Annotated in this window: 16 protein-coding genes; 12 read left to right on the top strand and 4 right to left on the bottom strand. The window is 72.2% G+C overall.

Features of this window, described 5'->3' with window-relative positions; all coding sequences use genetic code 11:
• Positions 1-186 precede the first annotated feature (186 nt).
• Genes OG943_RS06890 through OG943_RS06880 form a run of 3 tightly spaced genes read left to right on the top strand, consistent with a single transcriptional unit; the run spans position 187 to position 2,563 of the window.
• A complete protein-coding gene (locus OG943_RS06890; protein ID WP_328608842.1) occupies positions 187-1,038 on the top strand; it encodes a helix-turn-helix domain-containing protein in 852 nt (283 codons plus the stop codon).
• 36 nt (positions 1,039-1,074) lie between these two features.
• Positions 1,075-1,950, top strand: a complete 876-nt coding sequence (locus OG943_RS06885) for an SAM-dependent methyltransferase (protein WP_328608841.1) — start codon at positions 1,075-1,077, stop codon at positions 1,948-1,950.
• A 37-nt stretch (positions 1,951-1,987) separates the two neighbouring features.
• Positions 1,988-2,563 carry a GNAT family N-acetyltransferase gene (locus OG943_RS06880; protein WP_328608840.1) on the top strand — a complete coding sequence of 192 codons (576 nt, stop codon included), beginning with the start codon at positions 1,988-1,990 and terminating at the stop codon, positions 2,561-2,563.
• 8 nt (positions 2,564-2,571) lie between these two features.
• On the opposite strand, the gene OG943_RS06875 is transcribed toward OG943_RS06880, so the two are convergent.
• From OG943_RS06875 to OG943_RS06865, 3 genes are read right to left on the bottom strand one after another with little or no spacing between them, the layout of a single operon-like run.
• Positions 2,572-3,456 carry a cyclase family protein gene (locus OG943_RS06875; RefSeq protein WP_328608839.1) on the bottom strand — a complete coding sequence of 295 codons (885 nt, stop codon included), beginning with the start codon at positions 3,454-3,456 and terminating at the stop codon, positions 2,572-2,574.
• Between the two features lie 56 nt (positions 3,457-3,512).
• A complete protein-coding gene (locus OG943_RS06870) occupies positions 3,513-6,923 on the bottom strand; it encodes a serine/threonine-protein kinase (protein ID WP_328608838.1) in 3,411 nt (1,136 codons plus the stop codon).
• Positions 6,924-6,935: 12 nt separating this feature from the next.
• Positions 6,936-9,947 (bottom strand): tetratricopeptide repeat protein, encoded by a 3,012-nt coding sequence (locus tag OG943_RS06865; RefSeq protein WP_328608837.1) that lies wholly within the window; start codon positions 9,945-9,947, stop codon positions 6,936-6,938.
• A 169-nt stretch (positions 9,948-10,116) separates the two neighbouring features.
• Here OG943_RS06865 and OG943_RS06860 point away from each other — a divergent pair, with 169 nt between their 5' ends.
• From OG943_RS06860 to OG943_RS06830, 7 genes are all read left to right on the top strand, one after another.
• Positions 10,117-10,383, top strand: coding sequence for a GlsB/YeaQ/YmgE family stress response membrane protein (locus OG943_RS06860; RefSeq protein ID WP_328608836.1), 267 nt, complete (start codon positions 10,117-10,119; stop codon positions 10,381-10,383).
• A 135-nt stretch (positions 10,384-10,518) separates the two neighbouring features.
• Positions 10,519-11,253 (top strand): MerR family transcriptional regulator, encoded by a 735-nt coding sequence (locus OG943_RS06855; protein WP_328608835.1) that lies wholly within the window; start codon positions 10,519-10,521, stop codon positions 11,251-11,253.
• Between the two features lie 125 nt (positions 11,254-11,378).
• On the top strand, positions 11,379-11,981 hold the full coding sequence (locus OG943_RS06850) for a TetR/AcrR family transcriptional regulator (protein ID WP_328608834.1): 603 nt from the start codon (positions 11,379-11,381) through the stop codon (positions 11,979-11,981).
• On the top strand, positions 11,978-12,640 hold the full coding sequence (locus OG943_RS06845) for a VC0807 family protein (RefSeq protein ID WP_328608833.1): 663 nt from the start codon (positions 11,978-11,980) through the stop codon (positions 12,638-12,640). Before OG943_RS06850 ends, OG943_RS06845 begins: the two co-directional genes overlap by 4 nt.
• On the top strand, positions 12,633-13,994 hold the full coding sequence (locus OG943_RS06840; protein ID WP_328608832.1) for an FAD-dependent oxidoreductase: 1,362 nt from the start codon (positions 12,633-12,635) through the stop codon (positions 13,992-13,994). Before OG943_RS06845 ends, OG943_RS06840 begins: the two co-directional genes overlap by 8 nt.
• A gap of 167 nt (positions 13,995-14,161) precedes the next feature.
• Positions 14,162-16,375, top strand: coding sequence for a hypothetical protein (locus OG943_RS06835; RefSeq protein ID WP_328608831.1), 2,214 nt, complete (start codon positions 14,162-14,164; stop codon positions 16,373-16,375).
• Between the two features lie 17 nt (positions 16,376-16,392).
• Entirely contained in the window at positions 16,393-17,583 is a 1,191-nt protein-coding gene (locus tag OG943_RS06830) for a S53 family peptidase (protein WP_328608830.1), read from the top strand.
• A gap of 54 nt (positions 17,584-17,637) precedes the next feature.
• On the opposite strand, the gene OG943_RS06825 is transcribed toward OG943_RS06830, so the two are convergent.
• Complete coding sequence (locus OG943_RS06825; protein WP_328608829.1) at positions 17,638-18,123, bottom strand: carboxymuconolactone decarboxylase family protein; 486 nt, start codon at positions 18,121-18,123, stop codon at positions 17,638-17,640.
• Between the two features lie 178 nt (positions 18,124-18,301).
• Between OG943_RS06825 and OG943_RS06820 the strand changes: the two genes are divergently transcribed.
• Entirely contained in the window at positions 18,302-19,198 is an 897-nt protein-coding gene (locus OG943_RS06820; RefSeq protein ID WP_328608828.1) for an RNA polymerase sigma-70 factor, read from the top strand.
• Positions 19,199-19,462: 264 nt separating this feature from the next.
• Entirely contained in the window at positions 19,463-20,878 is a 1,416-nt protein-coding gene (locus tag OG943_RS06815) for a lamin tail domain-containing protein (protein WP_328608827.1), read from the top strand.
• Positions 20,879-20,912: the final 34 nt, after the last annotated feature.

Below are 20,912 nucleotides of genomic sequence, written 5' to 3'. Positions count from 1 at the left end.
CACGTTGTCGACACTGATGGCCCAGCGGCCGATCACGTCCGGCTGAGGAATCCCGGCCCACGCCCGGATGATGCTGCACCCTTGTGCCTCCGTGCCCTACCATGGGGAGTCCTCGATCCCCTGATTGGACGGCACAACCCGGTGACCCTGCCCTCCGTCGAGACCCAGCAGCGAGAGCTGGGCACGATGATCTCCGCGGCACGGAAGCGGCTGGGCCTGACGCAGGCCGGTTTCGGCCGGCAGGTGGGGTACACCCAGGCCAACATCAGCAAGCTCGAGAACGCGCGTCTCGGCATGCCGGAGGACCTGCTGGAAACGTTCATCAAGGCGCTGAAGGTCACCGGCGCCGAAGCGGCGGAGATGAGGCGGCTCAACGCGTCGGCGCGCACGGCCGGCGTCTGGTCCGGACGCCGCCTCGTCGCCACTCCCCTGTGGTTCCGGGACATCCTCGCCGCCGAGCACGAGGCGGCCACGGTGCGGAGCTGGACCGGCGAGCGGATCAGCGGCCAGCTGCAATGCGAAAGCTACATGCTCACGCTGTTCCAGAAAGCCGGGCGGCGCGACATCGACGACGCGGTTTACGAACGCGGGCAACGGTCCCGGGTCTTCGCGCTCCACCCGGATCGGGAATACGAATTCCTGCTCAGCGAAAGCGCGCTGCTGCAACTTACCCGAACCCGGAAGATCAGCCCATTCGTCGTGCTCGACCAGGTCAAGCACATGCTGAACCTGACCACCACCCATCCCGGGGTGGCGATCCGGTTCGTTCCTTTCGGCGAATTGCCCCACCTGCCGCTTGACTTGACTATTTTCCGGTTCGGCAACGGCGCGAAAGACTTCGCCTACGGAGAGACGCCCCAGGGGGTCCAGCGGTCGAGCGCCGACACCTTCCAGACCTGCTACCTCGACCGTTGGGCTTCGCTGAGCGGCGCGGCACTGAGCCCGGAGGAATCCCGGGAACTGCTCGCGCACGCCGAACGGGAGATCAGCGACACCCGAATGCCGACCACTGTCGCCGGATTCGAACAACTACCCTGAAACGCTCGCACCACCGAACCGAGAAGGAGCCGCGCCGTGACCGGGTTTGACGAGGACCGCTTTCCCCCGCCGGGCGTCGACCTCAGCCATCCCAGCGCCGCCCGGATGTACGACTACTACCTCGGCGGCCACACGAACTGGGAGATCGACCGCCAGTTCGCCGACAAGCTCCTCGGCAAGTTCCCCATTATCCGGCCCATCTGCCAGGCGAACCGGATGTTCCTGCACCGCGTCGTGCGGTATCTGATCAAGCAGGGGGTCCGGCAGTTCATCGACATCGGCTCCGGCGTGCCCACCATGGGCCACGCGCACGAGGTGGCCGAAAAGGACGCGGCGGGCCAGGTCCGGGTCGCCTACGTCGACAACGAGCCGGTGGCCGTCGCTCATTCGCGCAGTCTCCTCCGGGAGTACGGCGACCCCGAGCGGCACACCGTGATCCAGGGCGACATGCGCGATCCCGACCGGCTGTGGGCGCAGATCCAGGACACCGGGATCATCGACGTGAACGAGCCGGTCGCGTTGCTGCTGATCGCGGTCCTCCACTTCCAGCAGCCGCCGTCCCCCGATTCGGGGACCGAGGGAGACCTCGGGCCGAGCCTCGTCGCGCGCTACCGCGACCTGCTCGCCCCCGGCTCGTACCTGGCCATCTCCCACGGCACCGAGGACGGCGTTCCCGCGCACGTCAAGGACCTGCTCACCCAGCTGAAAACGGCCTACGACGCCTCGTCCAGCCCCGTCGTCTATCGCGACCGGGAAGAGATCACCCGGCTCTTCGGCGACTTCACCCTCCTCGAGCCCGGAGTGGCCTGGACCGCGGACTGGCACCCCGAGCAGGCCGACGACAACGAGGTGTCGGTGCACTTCGAGTCCCCCAGCGAGTCGACGGTCCTGGCCGGTGCCGCACGGAAGTGACCGGGCCGGCGCGGGGAAGACCGGTGGTGTGAGGCCCGTGCCGCTGGTCATGCCGTCCCCGGACCCGTCGTTCGGGGAGGTGCGGCTCCGGGCTTTCGCGGAGCGCGACGTGGGCATGCTCATGGACCTCTCGACCGATCCGTACCTGCCGACGATCGGCTCGCTGCCCGGCAACGCCGGCCGCGAAGACGCGCTGTCCTTTATGGAGCGACAGGCCGGCCGTCTCGGCACCGGCGCCGGTTATTCCTTCTGCGTGGCGCACCAGGAAACCGACGAGGCGCTCGGGACGGCGGGCCTGCATCTCGCTCCCCTCGCGGCGGACCGCGCGACCGCGGGGTACTCCGTCGCGCCTCGCAGCCGTGGACGGGCGGTCGCGAGTCAGGCGCTCACCGCGCTGACCCGCTTCGCCTGGTCCCTGCCGGAGCTGCACCGGGTCGAGCTGCACATCGAGCCCTGGAACGTCGCCTCCCGGCGCACCGCGGAACGCGCGGGGTACCACCGCGAAGGGCTCCTGCGGAGCTATCAGGAGATCAACGGCCGCCGGGTGGACATGCTCCGGTACGCCGCGATCAGACCGCCCGGTCCGGCCGGCAACCGGCTCGGCCGGGCGTGACCAGGGCTTCAGAAGATGGCGATCGGGTTGACCGGGATGCCGGTCATGCCGTGGATGCGGGGCGGGGCGACGCTGAGCAGGAAGCTGTACCGGCCGAGTTCGGCGCACACGGCGGCCAGCTCGTCCACCTCGGCCGCGTCGATCAGCGGCAGGCCCAGCCGCGCCAGCGCGACCGTGTGCAGGGGTGACGGCGCGTCCGGCACCAGCGGCGGGTGGGCGTCGCCGATGTCGCCGGCGTAGATCGACACTCCGCGGCGGTCCATCCAGCGGACGGCGTCCTCCGACAGGCCCGGCATCGGGACGCCGTCGAACAGGTACTTCCAGCCGCCGCGCACGACCAGGGCGTCACCGGATTCGAGGCGCACGCCCTCGCGCTCCTCCGCCGCTTCGAAGTCGTCCGGCGTGACCGCGTGGCCGGCGGGCAGCGGGCCGTCGGCGGCGAGGTCGATCAGCACGCCCCGCGTGACGATGCCGGCCCCGAACGTCGCCGTCGAGCCGTGCCGCACCCCGGCCGGCGTCACCGCCTCCGCCAGCGGCCGTCCCGGGTAGACCTGTCCCTCGAAAGTCTGGTGGGACAACGCGTCCAGGTGGGTGGAGCTGGTGTGGTGGTTGGTCACCAGCATGAGGTCCGCGGTCGCCCGGGTGGTGCCGGTGTAGGACATCAGCTGCTGGACCGGCGGCACCTGGAACGTGCCCTGCGCGAACGGGCCGCTGAGCAGCGGCACCGGCTGGATCACCTGCGCCAGCGCGACGGACCGCCCGGTGCGGACCTCGGCGGCGGCCCGCGCGCGGACCTCGTCGGTGATCAGGTTGAGGGTGCCGAGCTCGTCGTCGCCGCCCCACCGGCCCCAGTTGCTGGGCAGGTCGGCCACCGTGACGTCGTCTTGTGTCATGCCGCCCAACCTACCGGCGGCACGGCAAACTTAGGCGCAGTCCTGCCGGCCGGCCATCACGGGCCGGGGAACTCGTAGTCCCAGTCGACCTCCCAGAGCAGCACCGAGCCGTCCGACATGCCGGAGACCACGTGGTGGCCGCTCGGGGTCATCGCCGCCGAAGCGACGTACGTCGTCTTCACCTGGTGCAGGCAGCGGCCCTCGGCGAGGTCCCACCAGCGCAGCGTCATGTCCTCGCCGCCGGACAGCGCGTGGCGGCCGTCCGCGGTGATCGCGACCGAGTTGAGCTGCGCGGTGTGCCGCCCCGGCAGCTCCCGGCCCTCGCCGGTGGCCAGGTCCCAGGCGAAGACCGCGCCGGTGGTGCTGCCGGACACGGCGTGGCGGCCGTCCGGGGTCACCGCGACCGCGCTCACCCCGCCACTGTCCGGAGTGGACGTGCGGAGGCACTCCCCCGTGGCCAGGTCCCAGTACCGCATCGTCTGGTCGGCGCCGCCGGACAACGCGCGGCGGCCGTCGGCGGTGACGGCCACGGCGTTGAGGTGCGCGTCGTGGCCGGCCAGGGTGCGCACGCACCGGCCGCCGGTCAGGTCCCACCAGCGCAGGACGCGGCCCGTGCCCGCGGACACGGCTCTGCGGCCATCGGGCGTGACGGCCACCGAGAAGGTCATCTCCTCGGCGCCGATCGGCAGCGCGGCCCGGCGCTTCCCGCTGGTCAGGTCCCACCAGTGCACCATCGCGCTGCCGACGGACACGGCGTGCCTGCCGTCGGGGGTCACCGCGGCGGCGAACGCGAAGCCGTCGTCGCCGTCGAGGGTGCGCAGGCACTCGCCGGTGGTCAGGTCCCACCAGCGCAGGAGGGTGTCCGCGGTCGAGCTCAGCGCGCGCCGGCCGTTCGCGGTGACGGCCACTGCCTTCGCGAGATGGGCGGGCGTCTCCAGGCGCCGGGTCTGGCGGCTGCCGATGACGGTGGTGCGCCGCCCACTGTGGCCGGTCCGGCGCCACAGCTCGCCCAGCTCCGCGTCGTTCTCGAACCCGGCGACAGCCCTCGCGCCACGCAGCTCCCGCGCCGCGCCAGGCGCGTCGCCCCGGTCGAGCAGCGCCCGCGCGGCGTCGACCCGGCCGTGGAACCGTTCGGCCTGCGCGCCTAAGTCCACTGTGGACCGTGGACGGCTGTAACTCCACGGCGCCGGGCGGCCGGGCGCGAGGTCCCACCAGCGCACGGTCTGGTCGAAACCGCCGGACAGCGCGGTCCGGCCGTCGGCGGCCACGATCAGCGAGTTGAGCGTGCCGCCGACGTCCATGGTCCACAGGCACCGGCCGGTGCTCAGGTCCCACCAGGTCAGCTCGCCGTCCTTGTTGCCGACGATCGCGGTGCGCCCGTCCGGGGCGGCGGCGACCGCGAAGATCGTCGACGAGAGCACCTCGAGCACCCGGTGGGGGTAGCTGAGCACACGCAGGCAACGGCCGGTGGCCAGCTCCCAGTACCGCACCGCGCCGTCCTGCCCGGCGGAGAGGAACCGCGTGCCGCCAGGCAGCGGGGCGATATCGTAGACAGCGCCGCGATGTCCGGTGAACGTGCGCAGCCGGTCGCCGGTGGCCAGGTCCCAGTACCGCACGGTGCCGTCTTCGCCCGCCGACAGGGCACGGTCGCCGGGCAGCACGACAACGGTGTCGATCGCGCCCTCGTGCCCGCTCATTTTCCGCAGGCAACGGCCAGTCGCCAAGTCCCACCACCACAGACGGCCTTTCGCGTCACCGGCGAGGGCCTGCCGTCCGTCGGCGGACAGGGCGACGCAGAAGAACGGCACGCCACCGCCGCCGGTGAGAGTGCGCAAACCGCGCTCCTCGACCAGATCCCACCAGCGCACCGTGCCGTCCATGGCACCGGAAAGCGCATACCGGCCGTCCTCGGACAGCGCCACCGCGCAGACCAGGCCGGTGTGGCCGGTCAGGGTCCGCAGGCACCGGCCGTTCGCCAGGTCCCACCATCGGACGGTCCGGTCCTCGCCGCCGGAGACGGCGTGCCGGCCGTTGGGCGAGATGGCCAGCGGGCAGGTCTTGCCCTGCTGTGGCAGTTCCAGCGTCCGCAGGAGAGCGGGCACGGCGTCGGCGGCGGTCTCGCGGGCGGTCACGGCCTCCTGGTCACCGGGCGCGGCTCGCACCGCTTCGGCGAGTTCTGCCTTGGCCGCCGCGGTGCCACGGCGTTCCAGGTGCACGAGGCCGAGCGCGTACGCCAGACGGCCCCGGCGAGGGTCCGATTCGGGCAGGGAGAAGCGAAATCGCTCCAGCTGCTCGACCAGCTGGAGGTCGGTCAGCTCGCCGTCGCGCCATTGGCCGAGTTTGCTGTTGAACGTGGCGTCGAGGTGCCACGGGTCGGCTTCCAGTGCCTGGCCCCAGAACTGCCTCGCCTGATCCGTCCGGCCGAGGTCCAGCATGGACAGTGCCTTGTTGTTGAACCCGTCGGCGCGCACGGCCATCGGGCTGGTGGCCTCCCGCGGGTACGGCCCGAGGTGGGTGGCGTACGCGGCGACCAGGCGGTCCGCCAGCGCGCCGAGGTCGGCCGGGCGCGCGGCCGGGTCGGCGGTGAAGCACTCCCGCAGCAGGGCCGCGACCTCGGCGGGCATGGCCGGCCGGCCCGGTGCGGCCCCGCGCGCGAGGTAGTCGTCCAGCGCGGTGCCGGCGAACGCGCCGAGCGACCAGGTCACGTCGCCGGTGAACAGCTCCAGCACGGTCACCGCCCACGACCAGACGTCCCCGGGCCGTCCCACACGCTGCCCGCGGTACTGCTCCGGCGACGCGTACGCGGGCGTGAGGCCGCGGTGCGTGACCAGGATCGACTCCGGCTCCGCCCCGTCGTCGGCGCCCTCGGACCGCTGCTGCGCCCGGGCCAGCCCGAAGTCGGTGATCTTCACCAGCCCGTCGGCCGTGAGCAAAGCGTTGCCGGGCTTGACATCCTGGTGCACGACCCCGGCCTCGTGCGCGGCCCGCAGCCCCCACGCCAGCTGGATCGCGACGTCGAGGACGTCGGCGAGGTCCCGCAGCCGCCCGGCTTCCAGCGCCTCCGCGACCGTGCCGCCCGGGACGAACTCGGCGAAGATCCTCGGCACCCCGCCGAGCACGCGGACGTAGTGGCAGGTGCACACGTGCGGATGCGGCGGGAGGCCGACCCACACCTCGGCCTCCTCGACGAACGCCTGGACGCCGGACAGCCACAGCCGCGGCAGCGGGCTCTTCACCGCGAGGTCCAGCCCCCAGCCCAGGTGACGCACGCGGTGCACGACGCCCATGCCGCCCGCGCCGAGCTTCTCCTCGATCCGGTACGTGCCGAGCACGGTTTCGCCGACGCCCCAGGCGATCCGGGCGGTTTCGCCGGCCGGCCGCTCGTCGGGACCGGTCAGGGTCGGCTCGGCGCGCACGCCGTGGCGCTCCGGCGCCGGGCTGTCCTTTCGCCGCCACGGCAGGCGCATCCTCAGGTCACCTCACTCACGGGGTTCGTGGTTCCAGTCGAGCGCCCAGCCGATCAGCGTGCCGTCCCGGCTGCCCGTGACGCACGACCAGCCGTCCGGGGCGACGGCGACCGCGCAGACCTCGTCGTCGTGCTCGGTGAGCACCCGCAGGCACCGGTCGGAGCTCAGGTCAAGCCAGCGCAGGGTCCGGTCCGCGCCCGCGGTGAGGACGTAGTCGCCGTCAGCGGTGAGAGCGAGGTCGAGCATCGCCCCCTCGTGCCCGGACTGCGCGTTGATCCACCGCCCCTCCGGCAGCTGCCACCGTTGCAGGTTTCCACAGTCCTCACCGGACAGTGCGGTGCGCCCGTCCGGAGTCACGGCGACGGCCCGTGAGCCGCATTTGTGGCTGCGCAAGGTTTCGAGGCACTTGCCGGTGCCGACGTCCCACCACCGCACGGTGGCGTCGGCGCTGCCCGACACCGCGTGGCGGCCGTCCGGGGTGAGCGCGATCGAGCTGACCGTGCCGGTGTGTCCGGAAAGGACTCGTAGGCACTCCCCCGTCCGCGGGTCCCACCAGCGCAGCGTGTGGTCGGCGCTGCCCGACAGCACGTGGCCCGACGCGGCCACCGCGACCGCGGTCACCTCCTCGGCGTGCCCGGACAGCACCCGCAGGCACGCACCCGTGCTCAGGTCCCAGACGCGCAACGTGTGATCGGCGCTCGCCGACACCGCCGTGCCCCCGTCCGGCGCGAAGGCGATCGAGGTGACCGCGTCCTGGTGCCCGGCCAGCTCCCGCAGGCACTCCCCCGTTTCCAGATCCCATTGGCGCAGAAGATAATCCCAGCCCGCGGCCAGTGCCCGCCGCCCGTCCGGGGCGAGTGCGAGGGCGGTGAGCCCCGCCGGGTTTTCGATCGTGCGAACCCGGCGGACGTCCAGGAACGCGGTGCGCCGCCCGGCCCGGCCCGCCTCGCGCCACAGCTCCAGCACCTCGGGATGCCGCGCGTACCCGGGGATGGCCCGGACCCGCCGCAGCCGCTCGGCCGCGGCCGGGACCGCCGCGTTCGCCAGCAGGTACCGCACCTGGCTCAGCTCGGAGTGGAACTCCCGCGCCCTCGCTTCGAGTTCGCGCGCGCCGCCGGTGGGGCTGTGACTCCACGGCGCGGCCACGGCTCGGGCCTGGTCCCAGACCCGGAGCTTGCGGTCCGTGGCGGTGCAGACCACCCGGCGGCCGTCCGCCGTCAGGTCCACGCCGAGGACGAGGTACTCGTGCTCGATCGTGCGCAGGCAGCGGCCGGTGGCGAGGTCCCAGCAGCGCACCGTGCGGTCCATGCTTCCGCTGACGCCCCGCCGTCCGTCGGCCGAGATGGCCACCGACGAGACGGTGGAGCCGTGGCCGGTGATCGTGCGCAGGCACTCGCCGGTGCGCAGATCCCACCAGCGCACCTCCCGCTCGTCGTCCGAAGACAGCGCGTACCGGCCGTCGGGGGTGACGGCCACCGAGAAGACGTTGCCGGTGTGGCCGGTGAGCGTGTGCAGGCAGCGGCCGGTCCGGACCTCCCACCACTGCAGCACACCGTGGTTGCCGGCCACCGCGAGGTACTGGCCGTCCGGCGTCATCGCGACCGAGATGAGGCCGGCCTTCCCCTCGGTGATCGTGCCCGTCTGCCGGCCGCTGCCCAGGTCCCAGCTCAGGACGCGGCCGTCCTCCGCGCAGGAGACCGCGTGCCGTCCGTCCGGGCTGATCGCGACACCGCGTACCCGCTGCCGGTGTCCGTTGAGGACCTGCAGGCACCGGCCGGTGGCCAGATCCCAGCAGCGCACCGTGTTGTCGGCCGCCCCGGACAGGGCGAACCGGCCGTCCGGGGTCACCGCGACCGCCCAGACCTCGTCCGTGTGCCCGGTGAGCGTGACGACGTCGCCGTGGTCGAAGTCCCACCAGCGCACCCCGCCGTCGTCCGCGCCCCAGACCGCGAGCCGCCCGTCCGGGGTGACCGCCACGGCGTACATCCAGCCGGCCTGGCACCGGGCCGTCAGGGGCGGGTCGGCGGCCGGGTCCGGCCGGGGCACGCCGCGCTCGCCGTCCACCATCCCGGCGAGCCGCTCCACGTGGTCGTCCTGAGCGAACGCACTGGCCTGCCCCGCCGCTTCCAGTCGCCGCATGAGTTCGTCGTCGGTGATGCGGGCGGCGCGCCACAACAAGAGCCCGAGGTTGAACGTCGAGTCCGGGTGCCGCGGGTCGTCGCGCAGGGCGCGCTCCCAGTACTGCTCCGCCTCCGCGTGCTCACCCGCCAGCGCCAGCGAGACGGCGCGGTTGTTCCACTCGTTCGCCAACGGCTCCGCGGGCTTCGGGACCTCGCGGGGATAAGGGCTGCCGGTCTCCCCGGGGTAAAGCGCGATGAGCCGGTCCGCGAACTCCCGGGCGGCCGGCGGGTCTCCGGCGGAGCACTCACGCACCAGGGCCGCGACCGCTTCGGGCATCGGCGGGCGCCCCGGCCCGTCGAACAGCTCCGTCACCGCGGCCGCCAGTGCTCGCACATCCTTGACCGAACCGTCCATTGTGGAGGCAACTGGGACGGATCCGGTGAGCCGCACGACACCGTCCTCGGCGAGCACGGCGCTGGTCGTCCGGACGTCGCCGTGGGCCAGGCCGGCCTCGTGCACCGCCTGCAGCCCCCACGCGAGCTGGACGGCCGCGTCGACGACCTCACCCGGGGTGCCGAGCCGCCCGGCCCGCGCCGCCGTCGCGAGGTCCTCGCCGGGCACATATTCGGCGACGACCCGCGGGTGCCAGTCCGCCAGGCTGAGGTAATAGCAGGCCTGCAGGTGCGGATGCGGCGGCAGGTCCAGCCAGGCCCTCGTACTCGCCAGCAGCACGGCGGCCTCGGCTTCGGCCTTGGCGGCCGCGATGTGGGCTTGGGTTTCGGTTTCGGCAGCGGCCGGCCAGACCACGGCGTTCACCGGAGGAGTGCCGGTTCCCGCGCCTTCGTCCGGATTCCGCGCCGGGCCCCGGCTCTTGCGCCCGAACAGCCGCCAGTCCCTGGACAACCCGGTCCTCCTCGCCCTCGCCGACCGGCGCGGCCCGCTACGCCACGCGCCCGTCGACCAGACTGCCACGCCGGGACGGGAGCGGTCCCCGAGCCGGCCGGGACAAGACGCAACCACTCGCGGCCACGGCGCGTCTACCGGATGGCAGTATCCGGACGAGAGGAAGTACATGGGCGTCATCGCTTGGATCGTGCTGGGCCTGGTGGCCGGCGTGATCGCCAAGGCCCTGATGCCGGGCAAGGACCCCGGCGGCTGCATCATCACCATCCTGCTGGGGATCGGCGGCGCGTTCGTCGGCGGCTGGGTCGGCAAGACCGTGTTCCACGTGCAGCTCGGCACCTTCTTCGACCTGCGGACGTGGGGCCTGGCCGTGCTCGGCGCGCTGATCATCCTGATCGTCTACCGGCTGCTCTTCCACCGGAGCCGCCGCGACTGAACCCGGCCGGACGGTCAAACTTCCGTTCACCTCGGGGCTTCAGCTCTTGACCATGCCGCGACGGCACGGTCTTCACTGGGGTCCGCCGTCGCGACCGCGCCGGCGGACCCCAGTTTCGGGAAGAGGTGGCCGGGCGTGGCCTGGAGTACCCGCGAGATCGCCGAACTCGCCGGCACGACCGTTCGGGCCGTGCGGCACTACCACCAGGTCGGCCTCCTCGACGAGCCGGTCCGGCGCGCCAACGGCTACAAGCAGTACGGCGTCGCCCACCTGGTGCGGGTCCTGCGGATCAAGCGCCTGATCGACCTCGGGTTCTCCCTGGCCCAGATCTCCGCGATGGGCGACGCCGACGAACACCCCGAAGAGGCGCTGCGCACCCTCGACGCCGAACTCGCCGGCACCATCGAGCGGCTGGAGCGGGTCCGGCTCGAGCTGGCCCTGATCATGAAGCGGGCCGCGCCTGCCGACCTGCCCTTCGGGCTCGCCCCGGCCAGCGCCAGGGCCGGGCTGTCCGACACCGACCGCTCCCTCATCGTCGTGCTGACCCGGGTCCTCGGCCCGCAAGGCCTCCAGGCCTACTCGGAGCTGCTGCGGTCGTACCAGGCATCGCCCGAGTCGTCCGAGTTCGACCGGCTGCCCGCCGACGCCGGCGAGCAGGCCCGCGACGAGCTGGCCCGGCGCCTGCACCCCCACGTCCAGGACCTGCTCGTCGACCATCCCGGGATCCTGGACCTCCACGCCGACGCGCCGCGGGGCGCGCCCTTCGCCGAGCGCACGTTCGGACTGGCCGTGCTCGATCTCTACAACCCCGCCCAGATCGACGTCATGCGCCGCGTCGCCCTGCTGGGAGCGGCGCCGGACCGCGCCTGACCAGGCCTGACCAACCCAAGATCCGTTAAGGCCTCCTTACCCGCGTCGGACGCGGGTAAGGAGGCCTTAACGGCTTTCAACCCAGGCGGCTTGCGGTTTTTGCTCGCGTGAGCTAACTTTTGCTCATGCGAGCAAAAACGTTCACCGAGTCGGGCCGGCGAGCCCAGATCGTGACGGCGGCGATCGAGGTGATCGCCGAGGCCGGCTACGCCAAGGCATCGTTCAGCCGGATCGCGAAGCACGCCGGCCTGTCCAGCACCGGCATGATCAGCTACCACTTCGCGGGCAAGGACGACCTGCTCGCGGCCTGTGTCGCCGAGATCGAGCAGGTCGCGGGCGGGTTCATGAACCCGCGCGTCGACGCCGCCGTCGGCCATGTCGCGCAGCTGCGCGCCTTCGTCGAGGCGAACGTCGCGCTCGTCGGCGAGCACCCGGCCGCCGTGCGGGCGCTGATCGACCTGGTGGCGAACGCCGGCTCGCAGAGTGAGTCCGTCAATGGCCGGCACGCCCTGTTCGAGGAGCACTTCCGCACGGGGCAGGCGGCCGGCGTCTTCGGCGCCTTCGACGCGCGGACCGCGGCGATCGCCCTCACCTCCGGCCTCGACGCCGTCGTCGCCACCGCGACCACCGACGTTCCCGAACCCGACGAGCTCACGCGCATCGGCCGTGAGCTGGCAGACCTGTACGTGCGGGCGACCGCACCCGTTCCCGAGGGGGAGAACAAATGATGATCGACGAGAAGCCAGTAGCCGACGCCGGCCTGCGCCGGGTGGTCCGGGCCAACGTGCTGGCCGTCGTGTTCGAAGTGGTCGTGCCGATGGTCCTGTTCTACGGACTGCGCGCCGCGGGCGTGAGCCAGTGGTGGGCGCTGATGGCGGGGGTGCTGGTGGCCGCTCCGTACGTGGCCTGGACCGTCGTGCGCAACCGCCGGGTCGACCTCGTCGCACTGGTCGCGATCAGCGTCATGGTGCTGTCAGTGGTGCTCGGCCTGCTGTCGGACGACCCGCGCACGCTGGCGATCCGGGAGGGCTGGACCGCCGCGCTGGGCGGCCTGTTCGGCGCGTGGATGCTGGTCACGGTGTTCGTCGGCCGGCCGGCCCAGCTGACCCTGGGCCGCACGATCGCCGAGCTCAAGCGCGGGGCCGAGGGCGCGGCCGCGTGGGCGGGCCGCTGGGACACCGACGCCCGGTTCCGGCGCGGCCTGCGCATCAACACGGCCGCCTGGGGCGCGGTGCTGCTGGCCGGCGCGGTGGCGCACGTCGTGCTGGTCTACGTGCTGCCGATCGACCTCATCTCCGTGGTCACCACCGTGGTCTGGTTCGCCTCACTGGCCGGGCTGATCGTCTGGCACGTCTGGTACCTCCGCAAGGAGAACCTCGATGCCTGACGTGCTGGTGGCGGGCGGCGGCCCGACCGGGCTGCTGGCCGCCTTCGAGCTGGAACGCGCCGGGCTCGACGTGCTGGTGCTGGAGCGGGACGCCCGGCCCGCGACGCAGTCCAAGGCGCTCGGCCTGCAGCCGCGGTCGGTCGAGGTGCTGGCCGACCGCGGCCTGCTCGCCGCGATCGAGCCGCACGTCGAGGCGCGGCTGCCCGGCGGGCACTTCTCGGGCATCCCGATCGACTACTCCGGCCTGCCGACACCCTTTCCGTATCAGCTCGGCGTCGAGCAGGCGTACGTCGCGGCGGCGATCGAGGCGCGGCTGCGCACACCGGTGCAACGCAGCGCCGCCGTCACCGCCGTGGCGCAGGACGCCGAGGGTGTCACCGTCACCGCGGGCGGGCGTGACTATCGGGCGGACTGGCTCGTCGCGGCCGACGGCGGGCACAGCACAGTCCGGACGCTGCTGGGGGCCGCGTTCCCCGGCACCTCGGCGCGGTTCTCACTGGTCGTCGCCGACCTCACGCTCGCGAGGAAACCGGCCGGGCTGGGCGACGGCTGGCAGCTGCCGTCGGCCGCGTCGGGGTTCCTGCTGCCGCTCTCCGGCGGGCGCCACCGCGTGGTCGTCGCCGGTGAGGAGCAGCAGCGGCTCGACCGCGACGCACCCGTGACGACCGGCGAGCTGCAGCGGGCGCTGACCGCCGCGCACGGGCCCGGGATCGAGGTGGGCGAGGTGCTCTGGGCGTCGCGATTCGGCGACGCGGCGCGGCAGCTGGAGCAGTATCGCCACGGCCGCGTGCTGTTCGCGGGCGACGCCGCGCACGTCCACCTCCCGATCGGCGGCCAGGGCCTCAACCTGGGCCTGCAGGACGCGGTGAACCTCGGCTGGAAGCTGGCCGCGACGGTCCGCGGGCACGCCCCCGGCGGGCTGCTCGACAGCTACCACGACGAGCGGCACCCGATCGCCGCGCGCGTGCTGCTCAGCACCCGCGCGCAGGGGGTGCTCGGCGTGCCCGACCCCGACGCCATGGCCGTCCGGGAGATCATCACCGGGCTGCTCGCGACCCCCGACGCCCAGCGCGCCACCGCGTTGGAGCTGTCGGGCATCGGGATCGGCTACCCCGGCACCCTCGGCCGCGCCACCGACGTCCCGGTCGCGCCCGACGGCCGCGCCGTGCTCGTCGGCGCGCCCCTGCCCGCGGGCTGGGGCGACCGCGTCGAGACCCGCGACGGCCCGGAGCCGCGGCTCGTCCGCCCCGACGGTTACGTGGCGTGGGCCGGCGGGCCGGGCCTGGACACGGCGTTGCCGAGGTGGTTCGGGCCGCCGCTTGAGTCCTTAGTGGACAGCGCTGGGGTCGTGTGACAACAGGACCCGGCAATGGACAGAAATCGGGTCACCCATTGACGCGGTAAATGGTCCAGTCCAGCATCGGAGCAGCAATCGGGCCCGCCGGCTGGAATGGAGCATCGAGCATGCGCAGACGGGGATTCGGGTCACGGAAAGCACGACGTAACGGCACAGTTATCGCGGTGGCGGCCGGTGTTTCCTGTGCACTGGCCGCACCGGCGGGCGCGGAAAGCTTTTCGGGAAGCGCATTCACCACTGGCGCGTTTACCGAAAGCGCGCAGGCGGCCCAGCAGGTCACGCTGATCACCGGCGACCAGGTCACGGTTTCCCCTGGGCCGAACGGCGGCACGAACTACGCGCTGTCCCCGTCCGCGAACCTCCGGATGGCCCAGTCCTTCCAGGCCGACGGCGGCGACCGCTACCTCATTCCGGCCGACGCCGCGCCCTTTCTCGGGCAGCTGGACCGGTCGTTGTTCGACGTCACGGCGCTCGCGAAGGCCGGTGTCGGCAGGACCGGGAGAATCCCGCTCGAACTGTCCTTCCCCAGCGGCGTGGCCCCGGCCGCGCCGGCCGGGATCACCCTGACCTCAACCGCTCCCGGCCACGCGACGGGGTACCTGACCCGTGAATCCGCGAGCGCGTTCGGGGCCGCGTTGCACCGGCGCATCGCCGACGACGTGGCCGCCGGGCGCCCGGCCGGCAGCAGTGCCCTGCCCGTCACGATCAAGCTGGCCGGGGCGTCGCCGGAGAACCCGGCCGTCCAGAACCCCAGTACGCAGAACCCCAGCGCCCAGCCGAACTACCCCCTGCACTTCCTGGAAATCGCCCTCACCGATCTGAACGGCCACTCGGTCAACGGCAGCGTGAGCCTGGTCAACACCGACTCGGCGGCCAAGCTGGACCGGGACGTCGAGGTCAACGGGGTCACCAGGATCGCCGTGCCCGAGGGCCACTACGCGGCGTACTCGACGTTCACCGACTACGACGCGAGCGGAACCGCGACCGCCGCGAGAACCGCTGCGGTGGAAGGGTTTGCCGTCGGTGCCTCCCCGGCGGCCAGCACCCTGACCGTCGACGAGCGGACCGCTACCTCGCTGGTCAAGGTGACCTCGCCGAAGCCCGCCACCGAAGACCTGATCCAGGTCAGCGCCTACCGGGAGGACGCGACCGGCCGCGGATTCGCCTTCACGATCGCGGGATACCGCCTCCCCCAGTACGTCAGCCCGGTCGCGAAGCCGTCCGAAGGCCGCCTGCACTACGTCGTGCAGTGGGGTGGCGCGGCACCCAAGGCCGAGGACCGTTACCGCGTCGACCTTTCGTTCTCCTCCGAGGGCATCGCCGCCGACCAGTCGTTCTCCACCAAGGAAAGCGAGCTCGCCACGGTCCGGGACGTGCTGCACGCCGACCCCGCCGACACGATGCCCGTCGCGATCGACAACGGCCCGCTGGACCCGGTGATCCTCGCGCACGGCCTCGGCGGCGTGGGCTTCTTCGTCCCGGCGCCCGGCGTGCTCACCGACTACCTGGGCACCACCCACACCACCCAGTGGGCTCAGTTCGAGCAGAAAGGCTCGTCCTACCAGCTCATGACGGCCGACCCGCGCACCTACCGCCCGGGCACCACCACGACCACCGACTGGTCCCGTGGCCCGCTGTCGGCCGGTCTCGGGCAGTGGACGGGCAAGCAGCTCTGCGATGCCTGCTCCGCCGGTGGCACGGTCTCCCTGGCCATCCCGGCGGTGCGCGACAGCGAACCGGACCATACCGCGGTCGCGCTGTTCTACGCCCCGCAGACGCACTATTCGCTGTACCGGGACGACAAGCAGATGTTCGACCAGGACGGCGTCTACGGCGCCGTGGTCCAGGTTCCGCCGACGCCGGCCACCTTCCGGGGTGTGCTGGACGTCGACCGGACCGCGATCCCCGGTGTCGGGCAGGCGAGCAAGCTGCGGACCGAGCTGACCGTGAAGTACGACCCGGGCGCGAAGACCACCCCGCTGCCCGGACCGCACACCTGTCAGGCCGCCGATCCCGCCCAGCCGTGCCAGGTCCTCGGCGCGCTCACGGTGGACTACGACCTGGACGCCGACCTCACCACTACCTCGGACGCGCCGTTCCAGGTGCTCGGCCTGCACGTCGGCCACGTGGCCTACAGCGGGGCCGGCGCGCGCTCGCCGATCACGTCGGTGACGGTCTCGGTGTCCTTCGACAACGGCGTCACCTGGAAGCCGGCGCAGGTCGCCGGGGCGCTGGGCGAATACGCCGCGGTGTGGCGGAATCCGGCCGAGGCGGCGGGAACCTCGCCGTCGCTGAAGGTGACCGCACGGGACAAGGCCGGCAACGCGATCAGCCAGACGATCACCAACGCCTACACCATCGCGAAGGCCGGAAAATGACCGCGGGGAGACGAAAAATGCGCAGCGCTCGCCGCCGGTTCGCCGTACTGGCCGCCGCCCTCGCCACGGTCACCGCACTCGTACCAGCCGGGCCCGCAGCCGCAGCCGCGCCAAGGGAAGTCTGCGGCCCCGCCGCCGCGGGGTTCGCGCGCTGTTTCTCCCAGGTGGACAGCCGGCCGTCCGGCGGGCGCGGGGTGCGCGGACAGGCGGCGCCGGGCGGGGCCGCGCCGTTGCCTTCGGGTTACGGCCCGGCCGACCTGCGCTCCGCCTACGGGCTGCCGGCCACGGGCGGGGCCGGCGAGACCATCGGCATCGTCGACGCCGGGGACTCCCCCACCGCCGAAGCGGATCTGGCCGTGTACCGGGAAACGTACGGGCTTCCGCCGTGCACCACGGCGAACGGCTGTTTCCGCAAGGTGAACCAGCGCGGTGACGCCGCCCCGCTGCCCCCGGTGAGCGGCACCTGGCCGGTGGAGATCGGGCTCGACCTGGCGTCGGCGGCCTGCGCCCAGTGCCAGATCCTGCTGGTCGAGGGCGACGACCCGGCGGTGGACTCGCTCGGCATCGCCGTGGACACCGCGGTGCGGCTCGGGGCGACCGTCGTGTCGAACAGTTACGGCATCACCGAAAGCCGCCTGATCGGCGACTTCGCCGCCTACTACGACCATCCCGGGGTGGCGATGGTCGCGTCGACCGGTGACGAAGGATTCACGGTGCCCAACGCGCCGGCGGTGTACGCGAACGTCGTCGCGGTCGGCGGCACGTCGCTGACGAAGGCCGACAATCCGCGGGGCTGGACCGAATCGGCGTGGTCGGGCGCGACCAGCGGGTGTTCGGCCTGGGTGGCCAAACCGGCCTGGCAGGCCGATCCGAACTGCCCCGGCCGCACCGTCGCCGACGTGTCCGCGGTGGCCGATCCGAAAACCGGCCCGGCCGTCTACGAGACGACGATCGAGCCGGGCTGGACGGTCGTCGGCGGGACGAGCGCGTCCTCGCCGTTCATCGCCGGGGTGATCGCGCTGGCGGGCCACCACGACCAGTACCCGGACGCGTCCCGGCTGTACGCGCACGCCGCGCAGCTCAACGACACCGTCGGCGGCGACAACGTGAAGTACGAGGAATGCGGCGGCGACTACCTCTGCACCGCCACCCCCGGCTACGACGGGCCCACCGGCAACGGAACCCCGAACGGCCTCGCCGCCTTCTGACCGCCGCCGAAGGGTGAGGTTGGCGCCATCCCTGCCAACCTCACCCGGCGCGGCTCAGTTCGCGAACGCGGCGAACATGCCGGGCTCGTAGGAACCCGCCGGGTTACGCACGATGACGTTGATCCGGTTGGCCGCGTTGATCAGGGCGACCAGCGAAACCAGCGCGACGAGCTGGTCGTCGTCGAAGTGCTCGCGGGCCCGGGCCCAGGTCTCGTCGGAGACGCCGTGGTGGGCGTCGGCGATCCGGGTCCCCTCCTCGGCCAGCGCCAGCGCCGCCCGCTCGGCCTCGGTGAACACGGTGGCCTCGCGCCAGGCGGCGACCAGGTTGAGCCGCGCCGGGGTCTCGCCGTCGGCCGTCGCGTCCTTGGTGTGCATGTCGGTGCAGAAGCCGCAGCCGTTGATCTGGCTGGCCCGGATCTTCACCAGCTCCTGGGTGGCCTTCGGCAGCGGCGACTGGTCGATCACCATCGCGGCGTTGGCGAACCGCTTGCCGAACTTCAGGCCGATCTCGTTGTCGGACAGGGGGAATCGGGCGTCCATGACTTCGTCCTCACTCGTGGTTCCCGGTGCTGCTCGCACTGGCTGACCACGAGATGCCGGCGCCCCGGCCCTTGTGACAGCACTGGGCCGTGACGCACGCCACAGGCCGTGGGCTGTCACAAAACGGCCCGGTCCGGCGTCCGATGGGCGATACCGCCGTGACCGAAGAGGAGCAACCATGACCTCGCCCGCCGAACGCCGCGAGAGCCCGGACCCGGCCACCGAGGCGTTCCTCGCCCACCGCAATCTGCTGTTCACCGTGGCCTACGAGATGCTCGGCTCGGCCGCGGACGCGGAGGACGTCCTGCAGGAGACCTGGCTGCGGTGGGCCGCGGTGGACCTCGGCGCGGTCGAGCACCAGCGGGCGTACCTGGTCCGGATCACCACCCGCCAGGCGCTCGGCCGGCTGCGGACGCTCGGCCGGCGCAAGGAGTCCTACGTCGGCCCTTGGCTGCCCGAGCCGCTGCTGACCTCGGCCGACGTGGCCGAGGACGTCGAACTGGCCGACAGCGTCTCGATGGCGATGCTGCTGGTGCTGGAGACGCTCACGCCGACCGAGCGGGCGGTGTTCGTGCTGCGCGAGGTGTTCGACCTCGGCTACGAGGAGATCGCGGACGCCGTCGGCAAGAACCCGGCCGCCGTCCGCCAGATCGCGCACCGGGCCCGGTCGCACGTCGCCGCGCGAAGGCCGCGCGGCGCGGTTTCTCGGACCGAGACCCGCGACGCGCTCGAAGCGTTCCAGCGCGCGGTCGAAACCGGTGATCTCCAACGCCTGCTGGACATCCTCGCCCCGGACGTGGTCCTGCTCGGCGACGGCGGCGGAATCGTGCAGGCCGTGCTGAAGCCCGTTGTGGGCGCCGACCGGGTGGCTCGCCTGCTGAGCCGCCTCGACGCCGCGGTGTCCCTGGAGCCGGCCCAGGTCAACGGCCACCCGGCGCTGGTCGTCCGGCTCGGCGGCGAGATCGACACCGTGCTGGCGGCGCGCATCGACGACGGGTTGATCAGTGGGCTGTACGCGGTGCGCAACCCCGAGAAGCTGTCACGGATGGAGCGGGAGACCGCGCTGCGCCGCTGAGCGGGAAACCGTTGCCGGCACCGTAAAACTGCTGCGCAGGTGGGTGCGTCAAGCACGCTGACGGCGCGAAATCAAGGTCTGATCGGAGGTCTTCGGGGCTGCTAGGCTCCCGTTTCACCACTGCGCGCTCCAGTTCGTTTACCGTTCACACCGCGCTCACCCCCGGGAAGGCGGGCGTTCGGTCCGGGCCGGGACTGTCGGGTGGCCTGCCCGATCCAGCCCAGCCCGATTCAACCCTGCCAGACCGACCCCAGGACGGACTCCGTGCCCGAAACCCGCCGGTGGCAAAGCCGCCTCCGCCGCTCCCTTGTCGTAGTCACCGGACCGGCGCTGGTCTTCGGCGCCTTGTCCGCGCCCGCGGCCCACGCCGCCCCAGCCGACGACGTCCGCGTCAACGAGGTGGTGACCACCGGAGACGTCAACGACTCGATCGAGCTGTACAACCAGGGCACCGCCGCGGTCGACGTGTCGGGCTGGATCCTGAAGGATGACAAGGACAGTTCGAAGTACCAGATAGCTTCCGGAACCAAGCTGGCACCCGGCGGGTTCAAGGCTTTCGACGTGCACAACCAGTTCGGCCTCGGCTCCGAGGACCAGGCGCGCCTCTACCTCGCGGACGGCAGCACCCTGGTCGACAGCTTCAGCTGGAAGAAGCACTCTGCCCCGTCGTGGTCACGCTGCCCTGACGGCACCGGGTCCTTCACCCAGACCTCGCTGACCCTGGGCGCGGCCAACAACTGTGGCAGCACCAGCGACCCGTCGCCGGCGGCGTGGCCGGGAAGTAGTTCCGTCACCACCGCCGACGGTTCCAACGTGTTCGGCGAGGACCTCAGCGGCCTCTACCAAGAGGGCGGCGTGATGTGGGCGGCGCAGAACTCCGGGAAGATCTGGCGGCTGGTGCCCAACGGCTCCGGCGGCTGGAAGCCCGACACCGCCAGTGGCTGGGGCTCCGGCAAGAAGGTCCACTACCCGGACGGCTCCGGCACGCCCGACGACGAGGGCATCACGCTGACCGGCGCCGGTTCCCCGGGCGGCGTCTACACCTCGAACGAGCGCGACGGCGACAACTCCGACACCAGCCGCCTGTCCGTCCTGCGCTACGACGTGAGCGGCACGGGCACCAGCCTGACCGCGACGAAGGAGTGGAACCTCACGGACGACCTGCCGTCCACCGACCCCAACCTCGGTCTCGAGGGCGTCACCTGGATTCCCGACGCCAGCCTCACTTCCGCCGGGTTCAAGGACTCCTCGACCGGCGCGGCCTACGACCCGGGCCACTACGCCTCGCACACCGGCGGGGTGTTCTTCGTCGGAGTGGAAGGCACGGGCACGGTTTACGGCTACGTCCTGCAGGATTCGGGCGCCTTCACCCGCGTGGCCACGATCAGCAGCGGGATGTCCGCCGTGATGGAGCTGCAGTGGGAGCCGCAGGCCTCACGACTGTGGGTCGTCTGCGACGACACCTGCGACGGCCAGCACCGGACCATGCAGGTCAACGCGTCCGGCGCGTTCGCCACCACCGCGGTCTACCAGCGCCCGAGCGGGATGCCCAACTACAACAACGAGGGCTTCTCCGTCGCCGCGGCCACGGAGTGCACCGGCGGCGCCAAGCCCGTGTACTGGTCCGACGACAGCAACGACGGTGGTCACGCGCTGCGCAAGGGCAGCATCAGCTGCTGAACGAGCGGGGGCCCCGGCCGGGAGTGGCCGGGGC

Source organism: Amycolatopsis sp. NBC_00345 (assembly GCF_036116635.1).
In the GTDB taxonomy this organism is placed as follows: Bacteria; Actinomycetota; Actinomycetes; order Mycobacteriales; family Pseudonocardiaceae; genus Amycolatopsis.
The sequence above is the reverse complement of the archived record's forward strand: the minus strand, read 5'-3'. Positions and strand labels throughout refer to the sequence as shown.